Annotated in this window: 19 protein-coding genes; 8 read left to right on the top strand and 11 right to left on the bottom strand. The window is 70.9% G+C overall.

What is annotated here, in order from left to right; translation table 11 throughout:
• The first annotated feature begins 3 nt into the window (after window positions 1–3).
• The gene (locus tag AB0C87_RS15425) at window positions 4–846 is read left to right on the top strand and encodes a fumarylacetoacetate hydrolase family protein (RefSeq protein WP_360578021.1); all 843 of its coding nucleotides are present in this window, start codon (window positions 4–6) and stop codon (window positions 844–846) included.
• Window positions 847–937: 91 nt separating this feature from the next.
• Here AB0C87_RS15425 and AB0C87_RS15420 read toward each other — a convergent pair whose 3' ends face one another.
• The 5 genes from AB0C87_RS15420 to AB0C87_RS15400 all read right to left on the bottom strand — a co-directional run bounded on the left by AB0C87_RS15420 (window position 938) and on the right by AB0C87_RS15400 (window position 6,544).
• Window positions 938–1,618, bottom strand: a complete 681-nt coding sequence (locus AB0C87_RS15420; RefSeq protein WP_360578019.1) for a hypothetical protein — start codon at window positions 1,616–1,618, stop codon at window positions 938–940.
• A gap of 143 nt (window positions 1,619–1,761) precedes the next feature.
• The gene (locus AB0C87_RS15415; RefSeq protein ID WP_353831114.1) at window positions 1,762–2,493 is read right to left on the bottom strand and encodes an ATP-binding cassette domain-containing protein; all 732 of its coding nucleotides are present in this window, start codon (window positions 2,491–2,493) and stop codon (window positions 1,762–1,764) included.
• Between the two features lie 22 nt (window positions 2,494–2,515).
• Complete coding sequence (locus AB0C87_RS15410; protein ID WP_360578016.1) at window positions 2,516–4,234, bottom strand: branched-chain amino acid ABC transporter ATP-binding protein/permease; 1,719 nt, start codon at window positions 4,232–4,234, stop codon at window positions 2,516–2,518.
• Window positions 4,235–4,238: 4 nt separating this feature from the next.
• Window positions 4,239–5,162, bottom strand: coding sequence for a branched-chain amino acid ABC transporter permease (locus tag AB0C87_RS15405; protein WP_360578014.1), 924 nt, complete (start codon window positions 5,160–5,162; stop codon window positions 4,239–4,241).
• 62 nt (window positions 5,163–5,224) lie between these two features.
• The gene (locus AB0C87_RS15400) at window positions 5,225–6,544 is read right to left on the bottom strand and encodes an ABC transporter substrate-binding protein (RefSeq protein ID WP_360578012.1); all 1,320 of its coding nucleotides are present in this window, start codon (window positions 6,542–6,544) and stop codon (window positions 5,225–5,227) included.
• 194 nt (window positions 6,545–6,738) lie between these two features.
• Here AB0C87_RS15400 and AB0C87_RS15395 point away from each other — a divergent pair, with 194 nt between their 5' ends.
• The 4 genes from AB0C87_RS15395 to AB0C87_RS15380 all read left to right on the top strand — a co-directional run bounded on the left by AB0C87_RS15395 (window position 6,739) and on the right by AB0C87_RS15380 (window position 9,780).
• The gene (locus AB0C87_RS15395) at window positions 6,739–7,374 is read left to right on the top strand and encodes a helix-turn-helix domain-containing protein (RefSeq protein WP_345174184.1); all 636 of its coding nucleotides are present in this window, start codon (window positions 6,739–6,741) and stop codon (window positions 7,372–7,374) included.
• Window positions 7,371–8,009 carry a TetR/AcrR family transcriptional regulator gene (locus AB0C87_RS15390; RefSeq protein WP_360578010.1) on the top strand — a complete coding sequence of 213 codons (639 nt, stop codon included), beginning with the start codon at window positions 7,371–7,373 and terminating at the stop codon, window positions 8,007–8,009. Before AB0C87_RS15395 ends, AB0C87_RS15390 begins: the two co-directional genes overlap by 4 nt.
• A gap of 110 nt (window positions 8,010–8,119) precedes the next feature.
• A complete protein-coding gene (locus AB0C87_RS15385) occupies window positions 8,120–8,635 on the top strand; it encodes a flavin reductase family protein (RefSeq protein ID WP_345173763.1) in 516 nt (171 codons plus the stop codon).
• 350 nt (window positions 8,636–8,985) lie between these two features.
• Entirely contained in the window at window positions 8,986–9,780 is a 795-nt protein-coding gene (locus AB0C87_RS15380) for a hypothetical protein (RefSeq protein ID WP_345173766.1), read from the top strand.
• 84 nt (window positions 9,781–9,864) lie between these two features.
• Here AB0C87_RS15380 and AB0C87_RS15375 read toward each other — a convergent pair whose 3' ends face one another.
• From AB0C87_RS15375 to AB0C87_RS15360, 4 genes are all read right to left on the bottom strand, one after another.
• Window positions 9,865–10,785: an RIO1 family regulatory kinase/ATPase gene (locus AB0C87_RS15375; protein ID WP_360578008.1), complete on the bottom strand. Its 921-nt coding sequence runs from the start codon at window positions 10,783–10,785 to the stop codon at window positions 9,865–9,867.
• 178 nt (window positions 10,786–10,963) lie between these two features.
• Window positions 10,964–11,917: a cyclase family protein gene (locus AB0C87_RS15370; RefSeq protein ID WP_360578006.1), complete on the bottom strand. Its 954-nt coding sequence runs from the start codon at window positions 11,915–11,917 to the stop codon at window positions 10,964–10,966.
• Between the two features lie 173 nt (window positions 11,918–12,090).
• Entirely contained in the window at window positions 12,091–12,900 is an 810-nt protein-coding gene (locus AB0C87_RS15365; protein WP_360578004.1) for a TIGR03857 family LLM class F420-dependent oxidoreductase, read from the bottom strand.
• Between the two features lie 18 nt (window positions 12,901–12,918).
• Window positions 12,919–13,800 carry a helix-turn-helix domain-containing protein gene (locus AB0C87_RS15360; protein ID WP_353831120.1) on the bottom strand — a complete coding sequence of 294 codons (882 nt, stop codon included), beginning with the start codon at window positions 13,798–13,800 and terminating at the stop codon, window positions 12,919–12,921.
• 185 nt (window positions 13,801–13,985) lie between these two features.
• Between AB0C87_RS15360 and AB0C87_RS15355 the strand changes: the two genes are divergently transcribed.
• Together AB0C87_RS15355 and AB0C87_RS15350 are read left to right on the top strand one after the other, a co-directional pair.
• The gene (locus AB0C87_RS15355) at window positions 13,986–14,744 is read left to right on the top strand and encodes a phytanoyl-CoA dioxygenase family protein (RefSeq protein ID WP_360578002.1); all 759 of its coding nucleotides are present in this window, start codon (window positions 13,986–13,988) and stop codon (window positions 14,742–14,744) included.
• 369 nt (window positions 14,745–15,113) lie between these two features.
• Window positions 15,114–18,668: a CHAP domain-containing protein gene (locus AB0C87_RS15350; RefSeq protein ID WP_360578001.1), complete on the top strand. Its 3,555-nt coding sequence runs from the start codon at window positions 15,114–15,116 to the stop codon at window positions 18,666–18,668.
• Between the two features lie 104 nt (window positions 18,669–18,772).
• On the opposite strand, the gene AB0C87_RS15345 is transcribed toward AB0C87_RS15350, so the two are convergent.
• Together AB0C87_RS15345 and AB0C87_RS15340 are read right to left on the bottom strand one after the other, a co-directional pair.
• Window positions 18,773–19,636 carry an alpha/beta hydrolase gene (locus AB0C87_RS15345; protein WP_360577999.1) on the bottom strand — a complete coding sequence of 288 codons (864 nt, stop codon included), beginning with the start codon at window positions 19,634–19,636 and terminating at the stop codon, window positions 18,773–18,775.
• 23 nt (window positions 19,637–19,659) lie between these two features.
• Window positions 19,660–20,805 (bottom strand): MFS transporter, encoded by a 1,146-nt coding sequence (locus AB0C87_RS15340; RefSeq protein WP_360577997.1) that lies wholly within the window; start codon window positions 20,803–20,805, stop codon window positions 19,660–19,662.
• A gap of 111 nt (window positions 20,806–20,916) precedes the next feature.
• On the opposite strand from AB0C87_RS15340, the gene AB0C87_RS15335 reads away from it, so the two are divergent.
• The gene (locus tag AB0C87_RS15335) at window positions 20,917–21,435 is read left to right on the top strand and encodes a CGNR zinc finger domain-containing protein (protein WP_360577995.1); all 519 of its coding nucleotides are present in this window, start codon (window positions 20,917–20,919) and stop codon (window positions 21,433–21,435) included.
• The last annotated feature ends 207 nt before the right edge of the window (window positions 21,436–21,642 follow it).

Genomic DNA, 21,642 nt, shown 5'->3' with positions numbered 1-21,642 from the left:
CGCATGCGCATCGCCAACCACGCGGGCCGAGCGGTGCTGGTCGTCGCCGACGGCAAGGCAGCGGACGTCGCGACCGCCTCGGACGGCCGCTTCGGCCCCGACCCGCAGAGCCTCTACGACCGCTGGGACGCCTTCACGGCCTGGGCGGCCACCGCCGCTCCCGTCCCGGACGTCGAGATCGACGCGGCCCGTCTCGGCCCGCCGTCGCCGGCGCCGTCCCAGGTGATCGCGATCGGGCTGAACTACGCCGACCACGCCGCGGAGACCGGCTTCGAGCCGCCGAAGGACCTGCCGCCGGTCTTCACCAAGTTCGCCTCGTCCCTCACCGGCCCGTACGGGCAGATCGCCCTGCCCGAGGGCGGCCACACGGACTGGGAGGTCGAGGTCGTCGCGGTCATCGGCCGGGCGGCCCACCGCGTCGCGGCCGACGAGGCGTGGGATCACGTCGCCGGCCTGTCGGTCGGCCAGGACCTCTCGGAGCGGATCCTCCAGTTCACTGGCGAGGCCCCGCAGTTCGGCCTCGCCAAGTCCCATCCGGGCTTCGCGCCGATCGGCCCCTGGCTGGTGACCCTCGACGAGATCCCCGACCGCGACGACCTCGCGCTCGGCTGCTCGATCGACGGCGAGACCGTCCAGGACGGCCGCACGTCCAAGCTGATCTTCTCGATCCCCCGCACGATCGCGGACCTGTCGCGGGTCGTCACCCTGCGCCCCGGCGACGTGATCTTCACCGGCACCCCCGACGGCGTCGGCCTCGGCCGCACCCCGCAGCGCTTCCTGCGCCCCGGGGAAACCCTGCGCACCTGGGTCGAGGGAATCGGCGAGATGGAGCACACCTTCCAGTGAGCCGCACACGAGAGCCCCGGCCCCACAAGGGCCGGGGCTCCGGTCGGTACCGCGGCCGGATCCACCGGGACCGCTTCGCCGGGTGGCGGAGTCAGAGCTGGCCGAACGTCCAGCCGATCGCCTGCCGCTGGAGTTCCTCGACGAGGACGGAATCGCCAGGTGACGCACTGGCGGATCGCTGCGGGACGGCGTCGGCGTACGACACCGTCGGGTCGGCGGGATCCGCCGGATGGGCGAGCGCGCCACCGAACCTCAGATCTCCGGCGAACCACAGCACCCCGTAGCCGTCGGTGATGGAGTTCCAGGTGCCGCGCTGGAGGCGGGTCTTCATCACCCCCGCCACGTTCTGGTCTGGATCCAGAAGGAACACGTGAACCAGCGCCGCGGGGTTAACAAAGTCGCGGACGAGCTCCACCCGGCATGGCCAGACCTGCCATGGCTGCTCGGTCAGAACTCGTCTGAGCCGGTGCGCCTCCGGCCCCGACAGGCCCTCGCCGTAGGGGCCGCGCACCCGCTCCTGGCTCCTCGCGAACAGCCATACGACCAGCAGGACCACCCACCCTGCGAGCACCCCGCCCACAAGGCCGGAGAGGGACAGTTCGTCCCCGAGCGTCAAGATCATGGCGACCGACCCCGCCGCACCGCACACCGAGAAGATGATCGAAAGCACGCGGTTCATGCGTGCGGCCTTGTCGAGCTGGCCGAGGACGGACGGGGTGACGATCGCCGCCGGCGCGGGAGAGACCGCGTAGCCGAACCGCCTGGCGAGCATTCCTGCCTCCGATGACCACGGGCTTCCCCTGCTTTTGATCATCATCCACGCGAGATCCGGAACCCGACAGTCACCTGACAGGAACCGGTCACCGCGGAAGAGGCCTTTCCGGCGCTCCGGCCAAGCCCGTCAGAACAAGCCCGTCAGAAGAGGTCCCAGAAGTCGCCGCGGTCGCGCATCCGCCCGGCGGTCTCCTCCAGGATCACGCGGCCCGAGCGCATGACGTAGGCGCGGTCGGCGATCTTCAGTGCCTGCCGGACGTTCTGTTCCAGCAACAGGATGCCGAGGCCCTCGTCGTCGGCGAGGCGCCGCAGGCGTTCGAAGATGGCCTCCACGACCGAGGGGGCGAGGCCGAGCGACGGCTCGTCCAGCAGCAGCAACCGGGGCCGGGCCATCAGCGCCATGCCGAGGCTGACCATCCGCTGCTGGCCGCCGGACATCGAGCCCGCCGCCTGCCTCGCGCGCTCGCCGAGGATCGGGAACAGCTCCCCGACGGTCGCGAGGCGCTCCGCCGTGCTCGTCCCGGACGGCGCGTTCGCGGCGCCGAGCAGCAGGTTGTCGTGCACCGACAGGTCGGGGAACACGAACCGCTCCGACGGGATCATCGCGGCGCCCGCGGCGACGGCCCTGCGGACGGGCCGGCGCGCGGTGTCCCGGCCGGCGATCCGGACGGTCCCGGCGCGCGGGCGGACCGCGCCGAGCACGGACCGGATCGTGGTCGTCTTGCCCGCGCCGTTGTGCCCCATCAGGGTCACGATCTCCCCCGCCCCGACGCGGAGGCCGACCCCGTGCAGCACCTCCTTGCGGCCGTAGCCGGCGACCAGGCCGCTCACGTCGAGCAGCGGCGCGTCCCGCACCGCGCTGTCCTGACTCATCCGTCCTCCCTGGGCGCGCCCGTCACTGGGCGCCGAAGTAGGCCTCGGCCAGCCGGGCCGAGCCGGTCAGCTCGTCGAGCGTGCCGGACGCGGTGATCTCGCCGAGTTCCATGAAGCAGGTGTGGTCGGCCAGTTGCCGGACCACGTCGAGGTTGTGCTCGACCAGGCAGACGGTGCGGCCCTCGTCCCGGACGGCCGCGACCATGGCGAGCATGGTCTCCACCCATGCCGCGTCGACGCCGGAGGCCGGCTCGTCGAGCAGCAGCACGTCGGCCCGGGTCGCCAGCGCCCGCGCCAGCGAGACCAGCTTCGACTGGCCGTAGGACAGCGCGTCGGCCGGCGTCGCCGCCTGGTCGGCCATGCCGACGAACTCCAGCCACCGCATCGCCTGCGCGGCGACCTCGCGGTCCGCCCGGGAGACGCCGCGGCCGGGCGCGAACAGGCGGCCGATCCGCTCCCCGGGCTGGCCGGGGACGGCGAGCATGACGTTCTCCAGGCAGGTCAGCCGGTTCAGCAACCGGACGTCCTGGAAGGTCCTCGCGAGCCCGGCGCGGACGACCAGGTCGGGGCGCATCCCGACCAGTTCCGCGCCGTTCAGCGTCACCGAGCCGGTGTCGGGGACGACCGTGCCGGTGAGCAGGTTGAACGCCGTCGTCTTCCCGGCCCCGTTCGGGCCGACGAGCGCCGTGATCGTGCCGCGCCGCAGTTCGAGGCCGATGTCCTTGGCGGCGACGATGCCGCCGAACCGCTTGGACAGGCCCTCCGCCCGCAGCACGACGTCGGCCGCGGCGCGGGCGGCCGGGTCGACCGGCCTGAGCGCGGCCTTCACCGGCGGCGCGGGCGACGCGGCGGCCGCCTCCGGCACGGCGGACGCGGCGGCCCGCCGGGAGCGTTCGGGGAACAGGCCCTGAGGCCGGACGAGCATGACGAGCAGCAGCAGGGCGCCGTACAGCACCACCTGCACCAGCGCGGCCTGGGTGCTCTGCACCCCGAGCACCTCGCGCAGCACCGGCTCGATCATCGTCAGCGCGACGGCGGCCGCGATCGAGCCCGCGAGGTTGGCGTTGCCGCCGACGACGACCATCGCGAACACGGCCATGGCGAGCGGGAACCCGAACGCCGACGGGGTCGCCTGGCCCAGCCAGCCCGAGTAGAGGCCGCCGACCAGCCCGGTCAGCCCGCTGGTGATCGCGAAGATGCCGATCTTGTAGCCGAAGGTGTTCTTGCCGAGCGCGCGGGTCGCCACGGCGTCCTCGCGAACGCCCTTGAGCACCAGCCCGTAGGGCGATTCGCCGATGCGCCGGCAGACGGCGAAGACCAGCACGAGCAGCACCGCCGACGGGACCAGCCAGTCCTCCGGCGTCCGCAGGTCCAGCCCGAACAGCCGCAGGCCCTCGACGCCGGTGATGCCGGTGACGCCGCCGAGGGAGTCGAAGGTGGCGAGGACGCCGATGAGCCCGAGCGAGAACGCCAGCGTCATCAGGATGAGGAACTCCTCGGCGAGACCGAGCGCGATCAGCCCGATCACCACGCCGAGCGCGGTGGCGACCAGCACGGCGGCGGCGAGGGAGGCGAGGTAGGGCCAGCCGTGCGCGCCGGCGAGGAAGCAGACGGTGTACCCGCCGACGCCCGCGAAGGCGGCGTGCGCGACGGAGACCTGCCCGGCGTAGCCGACGAGCAGGTTGACGCAGACGGCGAGCGCCGCGAGCAGCAGCGCCTGGTCCAGATAGTTGATCCACATGGCGTCAGGCCTTCCTCAGCGGCGCGGGACGGGCGAGGCGCGGGCGGGGAAGCCGGCCCTTCACCGCCAGGAACGCGAGGTAGGCGGTGAGGACGATGAAGACGGCGGTCTGCGTCCACTGCAGCGGCAGCCAGTTCGACGCCCACTGCTCCAGCAGGCCGAGCCCGACGCCGACGGGCAGGGCGCGCAGCGGGGACGAGCGGGTGCCCGCGAGGAAGGCGACCACGAAGCCGTAGACGACGGTCGAGTCGCCCATGCTCGGCTGCACCGTGTAGAGGAGGCCGTACCAGAGGGCGCAGGCGCCCGAGATGAGCCCGGCGACGGCGAAGCAGACGAGGTTGACGCGGCGGACCCCGATCCCCAGCACGGCCGCGAGGCCCGGGTTGCTGCGGACGGCCTTGACCGAGCGGCCGATCGGGGTGAACGCCAGGAAGGCGGCGAGCCCCGCGACGAGGACCAGGCAGGTGGCCGTCTGCTCCAGCTCGAAGTCGGAGATCCGCACCGGCCCGAACCGGTGCTGCACAACGTCCGGCCCGTAGAAGGGCAGGCTGCTGGTCCCGAACCTCAACTGCAGGAGCGCGATGCCGGCGGTGCTGACGCCGATGGAGGTCACCAGCACGGCGAGCATGGCGCGGTCGGCGGCGCGGCGGGCGACGGGCTCGTAGACGCCGGCTTCGAGCAGCACGCTGACGGCGACCGCCGCCGCGAGCCCGGCGAGCGCCGACGGCCAGAACGGCGCGCCGAGGCCGTCCATCACCCAGAAGGCGGCGTAGGGGGCGACGGTGTAGGTGAGCGCGTAGGCGAAGTGGAAGCGGGCGGTGACCCCGATGACGAGCGCGAGCCCGGCGCCGAGCGCGGCGTAGAAGGCGCCCCGGACGAGACCGTTGACGGTCAGCTGCCAGAGTTCGCCGCCCAGAAGGTCGTGCATGGATCCTCCCCGGATCGAGGGCCGGGGACGGCCCGTCGCGGGCCGTCCCCGGGAGGCGGCGGTCAGTCGGCGAGGCGGAACTCCTGGCCGCCGACGTTGTAGGTGGCGAGCGTCTCGACCCTGCCGTCCTTGTACTGGAACACCCCCATGGGGCGGCTCGCGACGCCGTGCGTCGCGAGGTCGATCTTGAGGGTGCCGACGGTGGCGGCGTCGCCGCCGTAGACGGAGGCGAACACCGGCTCCTTCTCCAGCGCGGCCTTGAGCTGGGCGCTGTCGGCGGGGTCGCCGCCGGCCGCCTTGACGCGGCGGATGAGGTCCCAGACCATCAGCGTCTCCTCGTAGGCGTTGGCGGCGTAGAAGTCCGCCGGCTGCCCGTAGGCCTTCCGGTAGGAGTCGGCGAAGAGCCTGGCCAGCGGGTTGGCCGGCGCCGACGCGTCGAAGTAGTCCATGGCGAACGTGAAGCCGTCGGAGTCGAGCACGCCCTTGGACGCCTTGACGGCCTCCTGCGTGAACTCGATGCCGACGAGCCGGCTCTTGAGGCCGGCGCTCTTGGCCTGGGCGGCGAAGGCGCCGGGCGACGCGCCGCTGAAGGCCACCCAGAGCAGGTCCGGCGGGTTCTTCTTGATCTTGGAGATCATGCTCGCGAAGTCCTGGGAGGTCGGTGCGACGGTCTCCCACAGGCCGTTGAAGGTCAGGCCGGCGGCGGCGAACTTCTTCGTCAGGTCGGCCTTGATGGCGGCGTTCTGCGCGCCGAGGTCGACCCCGGCGAGCCCGACCGTCCGCGCCTCGGGACGGGTCCGCTTGAACCACTCCAGGGCGCCGGGGACCGCGTCGGACGGCGCGACCTCGCGGGTGCCGTAGAAGTACTTCGTGCCCCGGGTGAAGACCTGGGCGCCGCCGACGCCGTCGAGGGTGAGGATCTTGTTCTTGTCGGTGTCGGCGAGCATCGCGCCGAGGCCGTCCCCCATCGAGCTGATCTTCGCCGGGACGCGCTCGCCCGCCAGCTCGGACGCGGCCTGCTTGGCGGCGACGGGGTCGGGGCCCTTGATGTCCTTGACACTCGGCTCGATCGTGGGCCCGCCGGCCGCCTTGATCTGCTTGGCGGCCAGTTCGATGGCGTTGCGCATGGACTCGCCGTTGGCGGCGGACGGACCGGACAGGGTGAGCGTCGCGCCGAGCTTGAAGGTGACGTCGCCGCCGAGCGCGGCGCCGTCCTGGAGCTTGAGGACCTTGACGAGGTCGGCGGCCTGGGTCCTGGCGTCGGCGGCGCTGACGCCGGTGTCGCCGGACCCGCAGGCGGCGAGGGTCGCGGCCGCCGTCAGGGCCGCCAGGACGGGGGCGATCAGCCGTCGGCGGCCGAGATCGCTGCGAGGGGTGGGCATGGTGTCTCTCCGTTCCGCCGGCCGACGCCGATGCGTCGCCACGCAGGCGTACGCGCCACAATGGATCCGTACTGATCGCTACACGGACTGGAGCGATCACTACAGGGACGCGTGGCGACCGTACCCATGATGTGATGGTCGACACAACCCCCTGCCGGGGCGCAGTTTCCGAAGGTCAGAGGAGCAAGGTGCAGATGCGCAAGACGGCACGACGCCACCAGCAAGGTGAGGAGTCGAGGCTGCGGATCCTGGAGGCGACCCTCGCCATCGCCGCCGAGCGCGGCTACGACGGCACCTCGATCGGCCTGGTGACGGAGGCCACCGGGCTGCCGCCGAGCTCCGTCTACTGGCACTTCCGCAACAAGGACCAGCTGCTCGCCGAGACCCTGGAGTTCAGCTACCGGCGCTGGCGGGAGACCGCCCCCACCTGGCAGGAGCGCGTCCGGATCGGCGACCCCGCGGAGGAGGTCCGCGACCGGCTCCAGCGGGCCTCGCGCGCCATCGCCGACCGGCCGGAGTTCTGGCGGCTCGGCCTCATGCTGGGCCTGGCGAACCGCCCGAAGGAGCCGGCCGCGCGGCGCCGCTACATCGAGGTCCGCGACGAGACCCGCGCCGCCATCCGGAGCTGGTGGGAGCAGGTGCTGCCCGCCGGAGACCCGGAGCGCGGGCGGGACGTCGCCGACCGGATGGCCCGCTTCCACCTCGCGGTCATGGACGGGCTGTACGTCGGCGTCCGCTCGGAGCGGGGCTGGAACCTGGAGCGCATGGTCGACCTGATCGCCGCCGGCGCCTACGCGCAGGCCGTCGCGTGGCTGGGCGAGGCGGCGTGAGCACCGTTCCCCCCGCCTCCCCCGGCCCCGCCGACGACCGGGAGATGTCCCGCGTCCGCATCCTCACGGCCGCCGCCGAGATCGCCGCGGAGTGCGGCTACGAGGGCACCACGATCTCCAAGGTCACCAAGCGCTCCGGCCTGCCGGCCAGCTCGGTGTACTGGTTCTTCCGGGACAAGGACCACCTGCTCGCGGAGGTCGTGCGGCACAGCTTCGAGCAGTGGATCGCCGCCGAGCCGCGCTGGGAGCGCGATCCGCGCGACGAGCGGTCGCTGGGCGACGGGCTGCGCGACATCCTGGCGCGCTCGACGCGCGGCCTGCCCGGCGCCCCCGACTTCCTGCGCATCGGCCACATGCTCCTGCTGGAGTCCCGCGAGGTCGAGCCCGAGGCGCGCCGGTACTTCCTGGCCACGCGCGACGCGGTCGCGAGCAGCATCGCGGCCTGGTTCACCTCCCAGTTCAGCACCGAGCTGCGGGCGCGCCGCCCCGAGCTGGCGATGGACCTGGCCCGCATCGTGGTGGCCTCGACCGACGGCCTCTTCCTCGCCCACCAGATCGACGCGGCCGGGGATCCGGACGACTTCATCGCGATCATCGTGGCGATCGTCGAGCAGGCGGTCGCGGACGCGGGCTGACCGGGGCGGCGGACCCCCCGGCGGAGCGACCCGGCGGAAACGGGCGGTTGTCACACCGGGGGTTCGCATGGCAGTCTCTGTAGCGATCGCTACAGGGAGGAGTTCCCGCCATGGCCCTCACCGCCCACGGCACCGGCGCCCCGGTCATCGAACCCGACCGCTTCCGCCACGTGCTCGGCCACTACCCGACCGGCGTCGTCGTGGTGACCGCCCTCGACCCGGCCGGCGCCCCCATCGGCATGACGGTCGGCTCGTTCACCTCCGTCTCGCTCGACCCGCCGCTGGTGGCCTTCCTCCCCGACAAGGGCTCCAGCTCATGGCGCGCGCTGCGCGCGTCGGGCGAGCGGTTCTGCGTGAACGTGCTGGCCGCCGGCCAGGAGGACGTCTGCCGCGCCGTGGCCGTCCGCAAGACGGACAAGTTCCACGACATCGGCTGGCGCCCGTCCCCCGCCGGAAACCCGATCATCGACGGCGCGGTCGCCTGGATCGACTGCGTCACCGAGCAACTGCACGACGCCGGGGACCACCACATCGTCGTCGGCCGGGTCACGCACCTGCAGGCGGGCGACGAGGAGACGCCGCTGCTGTTCCACCGCGGCGCCTACGGCAGCTTCAACCCGCACTGACCGACCCGCGCCCACCACGCCAGGCCGCGCGCCGCCCAGAGCTTCGTCCCGTCACGCATTCGGTCCGGTGATGGCCTCCCGAAAGGTTCTGAGCTGGCAATGGAGACGCCGGCAACAGGCTCCGGCGGCTCGATCGATTCGCGCGATGCCGTCGCGGGCCTTAATTGGCGGGTACTTCTCGGGAAAGACCCGAGACGCTTGATCATCCGACTTATATAGTGTGCCGGATGACCCCCACTCTGATGGCGCGAAGGGCCGTCGCCGTACTGGCGACGGCTTTCGTATGTGTGCCACTCGCTCCCGGAGTCTCCTCGGCCGCCGACACATTCCCTTCCCAGGACGCCTGTGCGGTGACGAACAACAACACACCCTCCGGCGACTGCGGTCCTTTCGTCCAGCTCTACGCGGAGAACTTCAACGGCGGTGACGTGCCCGCGGGCGCGTTCAACTCGTGCGCCGGTGACGGAGACTTCCGCTGCGCCGGGCTGAAGACGAACTATCCGCATTACTACGACACGCTGGGCGCCTACCCTTCGGGCTGGCCGGACACCGCCACGAGCGGGGCGGACGGGAACGGCGGCCGGACGTTCGGCGGGTACTACCGGCCGGAGAAGGCCGTGAGCGTCTACACGGCGTCCAACGGTGACGGCCAGATGCGGGTCCACATGACCTCCAACGGTTCCGTCAACTCCGTGGCCGCCGTGGTTCCCCGGAAGTGCATGAACCTGCGGTACGGGAAGTTCACCGAACGGTTCGTCGTCCGCACCCGCACCCCCGGCTTCAAGATGGCCCACCTGCGCTACACGCCGAACGAGGTGGACTATCCGGAGGCGGGCGGGAACTTCTCCAGCGACCCCGTGAGCGTCTTCACGCACGGCTTCAAGGAGTCCAGCGCCGACGTGGCGCCCGGCACCGCGTGGACCTCGTGGCACACCTACTCGACGGAGATCGTGCCGGGCTCGCTGCGGTTCTACCTCGACGGCAAGCTGGTCAAGACCGTCAACGCCGACTTCCCCGAGTCGGCCGACTGGATCCTCCAGAACGAGAGCGCGCTCGCCGGCGCCTACGCAGCGGCCGGAGCCTCGGTGGACATCGACACCACGTGGCTCACCTGCTACAAGTACGTGGCTCCCGCGTCCAGCTGATCCACACCGCACCCGGCGGATCATCCGTCCGGCCGGCTCCCGGCCCGGGGTGGCACCTCGGGCCGGGAGGCCGGCTGAAGGCGATCAGAACACCATCGCGAGCAGGTCGGCGAACAGTTCCTGTTCGTCGATCTCGAGCCCGCGGTTCGTGAACCACGTGGCCATGTTGTGGCAGTCGCGCATCAGGAAGTCCATGCCTTTCGGGTTGCCGACGATGTCGACGACCTGGGGCAGGTCGATCATCACGATCCGCTCGGCCTGGGCGAGGACGTTGTAAGGCGAGAGGTCGCCGTGCGCGAGCCCGGCGCGGGCCAGTTCACGCATTCCGTCGCGGAGCTGCTCGAAGTACACGCCGAGCAGCTCTTTCGAGGGGCGGACCTGGGCGAGCCGGGGCGCGGCGCCGCCCTCACCGTCGTCGATGAACTCCATCAGCAGTTCGGTGCCGTCCACCTGCACGGGATAAGGCACCGGGACGCCGGCCTCCCACAGCCGGTTGAGGGCGCCCCATTCGGCGTGCGCCCACTGGCCGGCCGCGACACTGCGCCCGTGCGAGGTCTTCTTCGCCATCGCCCGCCTGTCGCGGCTGTTGCGGGTACGACGGCCTTCGACGTACGACGTGCTGCGGTGGAAGGACCGGTGTTCCTCGGTGCGGTACCGTTTCGCGGCCAGCAGCGAGGACTTCGCCGGGTTGTCGCCGATGGCTTCGACAGCCCGCTCGAGCAGGAAGACGTCGGCTTCCTTGCCGGTTTTGAGGATGCCGAGCTCCGTATCGATCGCAGCCTGTTCCGTGACGACCCACGAGGGGCGCGGTTCCGGGCCGCGTGAGCCGCGCTCGACGTCCAGCCAGGTGGACCACCGCTGATCCGGGCCCAGCTCCTCGTCGACCGAGTGGAACTCGAACTCGAAGGCGCCGGCCGGACCGGGCGGGGGCTCGTCACCGGCGAGACCGGACGAGCGGGAGTGAAGGTCGGAGTAGGTATCAGAGGTTTCGTACTCGGAAGACAACGGATGCGCTCCTGAACAAGAAGGGACTGATGCGGACATGCCGCAGCACAGTGACGGCCATTCGTCAGCCCTCCTTAGTCCAGGCAGCGTTCGTCGCCGCTCGATCGCCCCAGCATGCACGCCCGTTCCGGACGCCGCAACGCATTTACCGGGTGGGGATCGCCTGCGAGTCCCGAGGTCAGAACGTGGCGATCGGGTTGACCGGGCTGCCGGACGTCCCGGCGAAGCGGACCGGCGCGACGGCCAGTTGGAAGTCCCACTGGCCGAGCTCGGCAGCCGTCGCCGCGCACGCCTCCAGATCGCAGTTGTCGACCAGCCACAGACCCATCGCGACGAGACTCACCGCGTGAACGGGCATCAGCACGTCCTCGTACCCCGACGGCTGGACGTCCTGAGGGGTGTCGGCGCCGATCAGCGCGACCTCCCGTTCATGCAGCCAGGGCAGGCAGGACGCGTGCCAGCCGGCCTGCTTGAATCCACCGGCCTGACCGGCCTCGTGCCGGACGCGGCCGTAGCCGGTGCGCAGGAGAACCGCATCGCCGGATCGCACCCGCACCCCCTGGCGCCGCTCGGCCTCCTCCAGGTCCTCGGGAAACACCCCGTCCCCCGGTTCCAGCCACGGCACGCCGCGGACCCCCGCGATGTCCAGCAGGACGCCACGCGTGATGATCCCGTTCGCCGCCGCCGTGACGGCCGCCCACCCCGATCCCGTCGCGGCGTCGACCAGCGAGTGTGACCGCCCGTTGTACATCGTGCCGTTCCAGAAGATGTGGCACGGCGAGTCGACGTGGGTGAGGGTGTTGCCGTGGAAGGTGATGCCGAGCCGCTCGGACGAGAAGCCCCAGCGCCGGTCCTTGTGGAAGGGCGCCGGCATGTTCTCGGCACCGGGCATGTCGGCGGCGCACGGGCACGTCGTCGTCGCCCGCTCCATGTCCTCCGGTACGGCGACCTCCCATGCGCACGACACGCTCCTGCCGTGGCGCACGGCCCGCGCCGCCGCCAGCCGGACGTCGTCGGTGATGTGGTTCAGAGTGCCGAGCTCGTCGTCGTCGCCCCACCGTCCCCAGTTCGACAGCGTGTCGAAGTAGCCGAGCACGTCGTCCTGTGTGGGCATCGGTCGCTCTGCCGTCATCCCAGCATCGGCTCCTCCGGTCGCGCGGTTCGAGACGCCCGCTGAACGGCATGACCTCGTTCAGCGGGCCGGCAGTCAGCCAGTCGGAGGTACCGTACGGCACCCAGACCGTGCTGTGGCAGCGGTAAAGGCGAAGACGTAGTCGTCCCGGCACTGCTCAAGGGAGTAACCGGTCACGCCGTGGCCGGCCAGAGCGCGGTGGCAGGCGGCGGGGGGGCGCCGTGCAGGACCACGCTGTCGGCGCCGGCGTCGAACTGGGCGAGGACGCGTCGCGCGCACCGTTCGGGAGAGCCGGTCGCCGCCGCCTCCAGCCAGTGCTCGGGGAGCAGCCCGGCGAGGTGGCGGAGTTCGTCCGGCGTGGCGAGGGCGTCGAAGGCCCCGGGGTAGCCGTCGACCAGGTCGTCGGCGCGGAAACGGACCAGGTCGGCCGGATCCCACTCGTTGACCCGGACCAGCAGGTCCCCGTAACCCTGCAGGTAGGTGGCCAGGCGGCCGACCAGCTTGCGCAGGCGGGCCTCCTCGTCCAGATGGTCGCCCACCGTGGCCAGGACCGACCACACCCGCACCGAAGCGGGGTCGCGGCCCGCCGCCGCGGCGCCCCGGCGGATCGAGGAGACCGCACGGGCCAGGGTCCGGTCGGTGAAGAAGGTGTGCAGGACGACCCCGTCGGCGACCCTGCCGGCGAACTCCAGCGTGCGCTCGCCCATCGCCACGAGCATGATCGGGATGTCTTCGCGGAACGCGGGGTCCTGGCTGAGGTACGGATGGCTTCCGGCGGGACCGTCGTGCCCGACGACCGCCTCTCCCCGCCACAACCGGCGCATGATGCCGATGAAGTCGTCGAGCTGGGCCTCTGTGACGCGGCTCAGGCCCATCACGTCGAAGAGCATGTCGAAGCCCCGCTCCAGGCCGAGCGCGAACCGGCCGCCGGACATCCGGTGCATCGTCGTGGCGAGCATCGCGGTGACCAGGGGGTGGCGCAACGTTCAGAACATCGTCTGTTACCCACCGGGACGGAACCGGCTGCGGTACGCGGCCGGGCTGAGGGCGAAGAAGTGCCGGAACCGGCGGCTCGCGTAGTTCGGATCGTGCCAGCCGACGAGCCTTCCGATCGCTGCCACGGACAGGTCGGTCTCGATGAGGAGCGCCGCCGCGCGCTCCGCTCGCAGCCTGCCCAGATAGGTCATGGGCGGAACTCCGAGATGCGCTGTGAACATACGAGTCAGGTAGGGAGGCGACAAGTTCACCGTGGAGGCGAGCTCGTCCAGGTTCCACGCCCGCTCGATATCGCTCTCCAAGGACTGCACTGCGGCCAGTACAGCGGGGTGGACGTGGTCGGTTCGTTCGCCGGTGGCGTCCGTGGAGCCATGTGCCTCTACCCCGCCCAGAAGGCAGAGCAGGATCCCGACCCACACCGCGTAGACCGGGCCGGGACGAAGGGCCGGATCGGAACCGGGCTCGCCCGCGGTTTCCGCCAGGCCGGTTTCGACCACTCGCAGCGCCGTGGGGTCCAGCCGCAACGGGTGGCCGGTAGGGCGGCCGGATCGGCCGGCGACGTGCAATGAGCGGCCGATGTGCGGGGCGGCGCGCATCCAGGCCAGCTCGTGTCGAAAGGCCTCCGGGCTGACATACAGGTTGTAGACGGTCAGGCGGTCGCAGTCGCGGTAGCCGTGCCAGTCGCCCGGACGGAGCATCGTCACCGCGCCGCGGACGAGAGGCTGCTCGCCCGCGGCCGAGACGTGCGTGGCGGTGCCACCGGTGACGACGGCGAGCTCGATGAAGTCATGGCTGTGAGAGGCGGTGTCGCTCCGCAGCTCGAACCGCTCGGCGGCGATGGGCGGCCGACCCGGCGGAAACACCTCGGCATGCCGTACGCGATGCACCGGACCTCCCCTCGATGGACGCTTGTCAAGATCGTGCTACGCCTGTCGGGCTCTCGTGCTAGCCGCCCGGCGGAGGCGGCGGCGACAGTTGTCGAGACGCCAACCCCCATAAGGCAGAGATGACAGCCATGGCAGCAGCCGGTGCCGAAACCCGCACCACTCCGGACGACCTCTCCGAGGACACCGTGTCAGCGTATCGCCGTGACGGTTTCGTCCACCTGCCCGGAGTGATCTCCCGGGCCGACGCGGGCAGGTTCGCCGAAGCCGCGATGGCGGCCCGCACCACCGTCCGGGACCACCACAACGGGACGATCTTCACGCAACTGCTCCAGCTGTGGCGTCACGACGAGACGCTGCGCGAGCTCACCCTCAACCCCGACCTGGCGGCCATCGCCGCCCGGCTGGCGGGGATCCCGCTGCGGCTGTGGCACGACCAGCTGCTGATCAAAGAGCCCAGGAACGGGGCCGCGACAGAGTTCCACCAGGACCAGCCGTACTGGCCGCACGCCGGTTCACGGCATGCGCTCTCGGCCTGGGTGGCGCTGGTGGACGTGCCGGTCGACCGCGGCTGCATGACGTTCATCCCGGGCTCCCAGCACCTGGACGGCCTGCGACCACAGGATCTGTCCGACCATGCCGACATGTTCGCCGTGGCTCCCGAACTGCTGTGGGAACGGCGCGTCACGGTTCCCCTGCGCGCGGGCGACTGCACATTCCACAACTCTCGCCTCGCCCACAGCGCCACACCCAACTTCACCGGCGACCCTCGAATCGCCCACGTCATCATCTACGTGGACGCTGACCTGACCTTGGCGGCCGAACCGGCGCACCCCGTCACCGACCAGCTCGGCCTGACCGTGGGCGGCCCCCTTCCGGACGAGCATTTCCCGCGCTTCGCCGAGCTCATCGAAGGGCCGCAGCCGGGAACCACTCCGACGACCTGAATGGTCGGACCGCGGGAGGTCGGCGACCCGGCGGCGAGAAGGCCAATTCAAATTCCGTCGCGCTGATCAGCAGCGTCATGGATGATGCTGCCCTGACAGGGTCCGGGAATGGTCGCGGCTTGCAGGCCCGCAGTCCGATATCCGGCTTGCGCCCGCCGCGACCTGACGGACGGTGGTATCCGAGCAGCTTTTGTGCCGGGGACCACTTTAGAGCTGAGCAAGGCAGCGGGACCGAGGTAACGGGGAATGCCCTGGATGGATGACAAGGCCAACCTGTGGTCTAACTGGGAATCAGTACCTCAGCCCCCGGACGACGGTGAGCCTTCGTCGGACTTACCTCGGCCCGGGGCGGCGGAGGAATTGCGGCCGGTGGCAGAGGGCGCGCCTCTGGACGATCTGGCCGAGCTCACGCCGGAGGAAGCATCCGCGCTGGAGTCGGACCCCCGCATCGCCGCGGCGGCCCTGAGGCCGGAGAACGTCCAGGACATCCTCGCCGAGCAGTCGCGAAGCGATCGGGGTGCGGACGGGCGGGGCCGAGCCCCCTACGGCGACGCCGGGTTGCTCGGGGGGCCGGTCAAGGTCCCGTCTACGGCCAACCCGCTCACCGGGCAGCGTGCGGGCAGCCCGGCCGCGGGCCCCCATGCTTCAGATCATGCGCCCGGAAACGACGACACGTCCCCGGGCGGGGTCAAGAAGGCGGTGGCAGACGCCGCCAAGAGCGCCGCCAAGAGCGCCGCCAGGAACGCCGCGAAGAACGCCGCCGAGGAGGTCGCGGGCAGGTACGGCCTGTCGATGCCGGAAGGCGATTCCACGGGCGAGAAGATCGCCCATGGCGCGGGCCAGGGCGCCAACTTCGCTCTCGGCCGCTACCTCGACCGGTACGCGCCCGGGGTCTTCGACAGGCTCATGAGCAACAGGCTCGGCCGCTGGTTGGTGATGCGGAGGCTCAAGGGGTCTGTCGCCGGGCGGTTCGTGCCGGAGTCGTTCTGGAAGGGTTTCCAGGCCAAGTACACCAAGGGCGACAACAAGAAGGAGAAGGCCAGCGGTACGGGGTCGGATAAGGAGAATCAGCACGGGAAGCTCAAGGTGCTGCTGGGCGTCGGGCTGCCGGTCCTCGTCCCGTTCCTGTGCATCGTGCTGATCGCCGCAATGATTCTGGGCGTCGACGTCGACGACGACCCGGAGTCGCAGCCGGAGGCGGCCTCGGACGAAAAGGTCGCCGCGTACTTTCCCGGAGGCTGGCAGCAGATCCTGAAGCAGGCGTCAGAGCAGACGTCGGGCAGCGCGCAGGACTACTCCGAAGTGCCCTGGACCATTCTGGCGGGTCTGGCCAAGGCGCAGACCGACTTCGCCCGCTACAGCCCGTACGACAACATCGATCGCGATCCGGGGCGCGAGGCGAAGGAGGTCCCCGGCGGGGACGGCTCCGCCGACGGGGGCACGAACACGAACGTCAGCAACACCGTCGGCGCCGGGCCGGGTCCCGTCCAGGGGGTCACCGGGGCCGGCTCGGCCGCCACCGTGCCGGGCACCGACGACGATCACGTCGCGCCGCCGGACGGGGATCTCAGCCACCAGCTCGGCTGGTTCCTCTGGGCGCTGCGCATGCAGGAATCGGGCGGCGACTACACCAAGAACGCCGGGACGAAGAAGAGCAGCGCCTGCGGCGCCTACCAGTACATCACCAGCACCTGGAACAACTACGCGGGCTACCGGAGGGCGTGCCAAGCACCGCCGAGCGTGCAGGACCGCCGGGCCAAAAGGGACGTCCTCACCAATTGGAACAGGTTCCACAAGTGGCAGCAGGTCGCGGTCGAGCACTTCACCGGCAGCTGGGGGGACTCCCCGGAGAAATGGCACCAGTGTCCGGGGGCGTGTGATTTCAACCCGACGGCCTGGAAGTACGCGGACGGCGTGATGTCGAAGATGCGGGCCGCGGCACGGGACCACCCGGCCGGAGCCGGCCCGGGCGGAGTCCAGCCCGCCTCGTTCCTCGTCGCGCCCGGCGGGCCCGGGGTCCAGGACGCCGCGTTCCGGGCGGGCGCCGGGTCGTCGGAGACCGCGGCAACGGGCCTGCACGCGGGCGGCTGCGACGTCGCCGATCCGGACCCCGACATCGGCGGCAAGGACGATCAGGGCTCCGGTCCGTACCTGCTGACCCCCGCGGCGTCGGGCCAGATGCGGATGCACGGTCTCGATCCGCAGAACCCGTGCCAGTCCTCGTACTTCGTCGCCTTCGAGCTGGTCAAGGCGGCGGAGAAGGTGCACCGCGACCCGAAGAGCCCCCGCTGGAAGGCCGACGGCGACGGGAAGGACCAGGCCGGCGCCCGCAGGTACTGGAGCAAGGTCATCGAGACCTCCGGGATCTTCATGGACCGCAGCCCCGACCCCGGCGCTCCGTGCGCGGTCCCCCCGCCGGACGACCCGAGCAGGCCGTGGCCGGTCAGCTTCAAGATCATTTCGATCTGGCGCTGCGAGGCCACGCGCCTCCAGGACCTCTATCTGGTCAGCGGCGGCTCCTACGACCAGAAGGGCGTCTTCGGCTACACCGTCGAGACCGACCGGGCCACCGCCACGGGGATCCTCGTCAACGAGGCCCTGTCGGTCAGCTACGGGGCCGGGCACTGGAAGACCGACGAGTGCGACAACTCCAAGGACGATCGCCAGGGCGTCTTCCCGATGACCAAGAAGGAGGCGGAGGAGGCCCACATCGAGAACCGGTGCGACGTGGACGGCGACATCGCCGGCGCCGCCGATCTGGTGCTGTCCGTCGAGAAGGTCCCGCCCAAGGAGCGCCCGCACGACCTCGGCGTCTTCCAGCCGATGGTCGGCGGCTGGCAGAAGATCAGCATCGCGATGAGCAACGACCTCGGGCTCTTCTCCAGGGTCGGGCCCGCGCAGGAGGACTACACCGCGTCGGAGGCGTGCACCACGGTGATGAGACGGTTCCTCACGGCGATGGCTCCGCGCTCGGCGGCCTTCGCCACGCTGCAGGACCCGCCGGACGCCCCATCGCTGCACACGACTTGGGAGCCGAAACTGCAGGCTCTTGAGACGACATACGGGATCCCTGATCCGATCGACGACAAGGCCTGCGTGGTCGGCTCCTGGTCGGCGGGGTACAGCGCCACGCTCTCCCGGATCGCCACGGACCTGTCCGGCGGCGTGGACGCCGCCAATCTCAAGGGCCTGGCCAATTTCTACCAGGCCAGGGAGGAGGCCAACCGGCGGGCCGATCCGGTGTCCGGCCGGGACGGCCTGGTGATCCCGCGGCTGGCGCCACGCCCGCTGAAGGAGATCAGCGTGCCGGTCGGCTCGCAGGACAGTGACGCCTGGTCGCGGCTGGGCACATCCGAGAGCGTGGCCCTGCCCCTGCAGAAGGTCGCCGTCGACTACGCCTGGTTCTTCGGCGGCGTCATCCCGCCGTTCGACAGTGCCGGCAAGAGCCTGTCCGGCACCCCGCTCTCCCCGTCGACACCGGTGTACCAGGGGGGTGACGGATCCGCCGCCCGGGTCATCAGCGTGGCCACGTCACTGATCGGGACGGGAGACAGAGGCGGCCGCGACAACAACCTCAACCAGTACAACCAGTACAACGGTGAGCCCTGGTGCGCCGACTTCGTGAGCTGGGTGATCGACAAAGCCGGTGCCACGAAGGCGTACTGGAACAGCCCGACGGGGACACCGGCCCACCGGTGGGCGGGCGTCTGGCAATGGCGGGCCGCAGGACGAGCCCTCCCCGTCAGTGAGGCACGACCAGGGGACCTGGCCATCTACGGCGACAACGCTCACATCAACATCGTGGTCCGCAACCTCGGCCAGGGCAGGCTGAGCACGATCGGGGGAAACCAGGGCCCCCTCGTGGAGTCGGGAGTCCGCACGACCGCCACAGCGGTGCTGCGTCCCAACTTCAACATCTCCTAAGGCCGGCGAACGGAACGGGCCTGAACGGGGGCCGCCCCTCCCCTCCCAGGGGCGGCCCCCGCCAGCACCGGCGGATCAGGTGGCTCGGATCGTCGGCGCCCGCATCAGCGCAGGGTGCGGCTGAGGAAGTCGCGGATGTGGGCGGCGATCTCGGGCCCGTGGGTCTCCAGCGCGAAATGTCCGGCATCGAGGATGTGGATCTCGGCGTCCGGCAGGTCCCGGGCGAAGGCGCGGGCGCCGTCGGGGCCGAAGATCTCATCGTTGCCGCCCCAGGTGACCAGGACCGGCGGGCGGTGGGTGCGGAAGTACTCCTGGAAGGCCGGGTAGCCGTCGAGGTTGAACTGGTAGTCCCAGAACAGCTGGAGTTGGATCTCCTTGTTGCCGGGACGGTCGAGGTAGGCCTGGTCGAGGGTCCAGGTGTCGGGGGACAGCCGGTCCGCCCGGTCGGCGGGCACGCCGTGCGTGTACTGCCACTTGGTGGCGTCCGGCTCCAGCAGTCCACGGACGGCGGGTTCGTTGGGCGAGCGGTCCTTGGCGTGCGCGAACAGGACGTCCCAGAAGGGGGTGAAGCCCTCCATGTAGGCGTTGCCGCTCTGGCTGATGATCGCGGTGACGCGTTCCGGGTTCCGGCTGGCGATGCGCAGGCCGATCGGTGCGCCGTAGTCCTGGATGTAGAGGGCGAAGCGGTCCAGGCCCAGCTTGTCCAGCAGCCCCAGAGTGATCTCGGTGAGCTTCTCGAAGCCGTAGTCGAACTCGTCGACCGCGGGCATCGCCGACTGGCCGAAGCCGATGTGGTCGGGTGCGATCAGGTGGTAGTCGCCGGCGAGGTCGCGGAGAAGGTCGCGGAACATCGCCGAGCTGGTGGGAAAGCCGTGCAGCAGCACCAGCGTGGGGTCGGCCGGGTCGCCTGCCTCCCGGTAGAAGACGTCCAGGCCCTGGATCTTGACGGTGTGGTGCCGGGTGGTCATCGCGTTGTGTCCTTTCGCGGTGTTCATCGGGATCGCGTGGCGGTCGCCACTGGTTCGCGGGCCGCGGGCGCGACCAGCGCCGCGGCGGTGAGGCTGAGCAGGACGCCGAGGGCGAAGGCGGCCCGGTAGCTGCCGGACAGGGCGTGGACGGCGGCGGCCAAGGCCAGCGCGGCACCGGCCGAGAGTTGGTGGATCAGCCATGCCGGGGCCAGCGCCCGGCCGAGCCGGGCCCGGTCGAGGCCGCGGGTCAGCAGCGTCATCGTCAGCGGGATCACGGTGAAGGAGGCCGTGCCGAAGAGCACCGCCACAGCGACGAGGGCGGCCGGCTCGGTGGCGGTGGCCGCCAGCACCAGCGCCACGGCGCGGACCAGGTGCAGCGTGCGCAGCAGCGGCTCGGGGCCGAACCGGTGCAGCAGCCGGGCGGTGGCCAGTGAGGTGAGCCCCGCGGTGAGAGCGCTGAGGGTGATCAGCCGTCCCGCGTGCGCGGCCGACCAGCCCAGCTCGGTGGCGTACTTGGGCAGCAGCAGGACCAGCATGTACAGCGACGCCGAGTGCAGGGCGAAGGACGTCAGCACGCGGCCCCTGCCTCGCAGAGCGGCGGTGGCCGGTGCGGGAGCGTTCCCCCCGCGGTCATCCCGGGGCAGGATCGTCGCCAGCGCGGCGGTGACCACCAGGCCGGTGAGGCCGAGCGCCAGGTACGTCCCCCGTACACCGACCGGCTCCAGGAGCAGGGTCGCCGCCCAGGGGGCGAGCAGTTGGCCGACGTTGACGCCCACCGAGGCGCGGGCCAGGGCCGGACCGGCCCGGTCACCGTACCGGTGGCCGATCAGCGTGGTGACGGCCAGGCTGGACGAGGCCGCGAAGCCCAGGCCGCCGAGGACCACGTAGGCGGCGACGAACTGCCAGGCCTGCTGGACGGCCGCCAAGGCCACGTAGCCGCTGGAGATCAGAGTCAGTCCGGTCAGCAGCACCAGCCTCGCTCCCACCCGGTCCAGCAGCACGCCCACCAAGGGCTGCGCCAGGCCGGTCAGCGCGATGGCGATCCCGGCCGCGATCGCCGGCGTCGCGGCGGACAGCCCGTAGGAGGCGGACGCCGGCGCGAAGAAGACACCCGCCGAGAAGTTCAAGCCGAACGACACCGCCTGCGCCGTCAGCGCCGCACGTGCCACGTGATCTCGCCGCATCCACTTCCCCTAACCGGCTAAATGCCCTTTAGCGGTTAGGAAGGTGTCATGAAGACTCTAACTTGTCAACCGGCTATAGACGGTTAGAATGACGCCATGGCGCGCAGACCTCTGACCGGCGAGCCGTTGCCCCTGGACCTGGTCAACACGCGATGGCCGGCCGACGGAGTGGTGCACGACGAACTGGCCGACCCCATCGGCCTTGCCGAGTGGCTCCAGGAACACGGCCTGGAGGTCGACGACCCCCAGCGCTGCGCAGAACCACTGCGGGCAGCCCGGGCGGCCATCCGCCTGTCTCTGGACGAAGGAGCCGATGACCAGGTCAACACCGTCCTCGCGCACGGCAGGCTGCGGCTTCACCTCGAAGACGGGGCTCCGAGCGAGCGCCTGGAACTGGACTGTGAGGCGTGGCGGCCCGCCTGGCTGGCCGCGAGGGCCTACCTCGACCTGCTCAGGACGGCGCCCCCTGGACGACTGCGGCACTGCGAGGGAACCGGCTGCGTGTTGTGGTTCCTCGACACCTCACGCAGCGGCCGACGCCGCTGGTGCTCGATGAGCGGCTGCGGCAACCGGGCCAAGGTCAAGGCCCACTACCAGCGGATACACCGATCCTGACCCGCGCAGCGGACCGCGCGCGTCGCGCTCGACGCTGCACGCCTGGGTCGATGCGGGTGCCTTGCCATGCTGGAGCGCGTGTCGTTACGGTCGGTCCTAAGACTCCGCTTCACTTCGGAGAAGGACGTCTGCGGCGGTGGGGCTCGCCGTACCCGAACCGCGGTGCCGCTGTGGGGCTCCGCCAACAGTCCCTACCTGGTGTCCTTC

Origin of the sequence: Actinomadura sp. NPDC048021, from assembly GCF_040653135.1 — a bacterium.
Classification (GTDB): Bacteria; Actinomycetota; Actinomycetes; order Streptosporangiales; family Streptosporangiaceae; genus Spirillospora; species Spirillospora verrucosospora.
The sequence above is the reverse complement of the archived record's forward strand: the minus strand, read 5'-3'. Positions and strand labels throughout refer to the sequence as shown.

Excerpts from the sequence above, each read along its gene's own strand:
- AB0C87_RS15425 (WP_360578021.1), top strand. The coding sequence starts at position 4 with ATGCGCATCGCCAACCACGCGGGCCGAGCGGTGCTGGTCGTCGCCGAC.
- AB0C87_RS15420 (WP_360578019.1), bottom strand. The coding sequence starts at position 1,618 with ATGCTCGCCAGGCGGTTCGGCTACGCGGTCTCTCCCGCGCCGGCGGCG.
- AB0C87_RS15415 (WP_353831114.1), bottom strand. The coding sequence starts at position 2,493 with ATGAGTCAGGACAGCGCGGTGCGGGACGCGCCGCTGCTCGACGTGAGC.
- AB0C87_RS15410 (WP_360578016.1), bottom strand. The coding sequence starts at position 4,234 with ATGTGGATCAACTATCTGGACCAGGCGCTGCTGCTCGCGGCGCTCGCC.
- AB0C87_RS15405 (WP_360578014.1), bottom strand. The coding sequence starts at position 5,162 with ATGCACGACCTTCTGGGCGGCGAACTCTGGCAGCTGACCGTCAACGGT.
- AB0C87_RS15400 (WP_360578012.1), bottom strand. The coding sequence starts at position 6,544 with ATGCCCACCCCTCGCAGCGATCTCGGCCGCCGACGGCTGATCGCCCCC.
- AB0C87_RS15395 (WP_345174184.1), top strand. The coding sequence starts at position 6,739 with ATGCGCAAGACGGCACGACGCCACCAGCAAGGTGAGGAGTCGAGGCTG.
- AB0C87_RS15385 (WP_345173763.1), top strand. The coding sequence starts at position 8,120 with ATGGCCCTCACCGCCCACGGCACCGGCGCCCCGGTCATCGAACCCGAC.
- AB0C87_RS15370 (WP_360578006.1), bottom strand. The coding sequence starts at position 11,917 with ATGACGGCAGAGCGACCGATGCCCACACAGGACGACGTGCTCGGCTAC.
- AB0C87_RS15345 (WP_360577999.1), bottom strand. The coding sequence starts at position 19,636 with ATGACCACCCGGCACCACACCGTCAAGATCCAGGGCCTGGACGTCTTC.
- AB0C87_RS15335 (WP_360577995.1), top strand. The coding sequence starts at position 20,917 with ATGGCGCGCAGACCTCTGACCGGCGAGCCGTTGCCCCTGGACCTGGTC.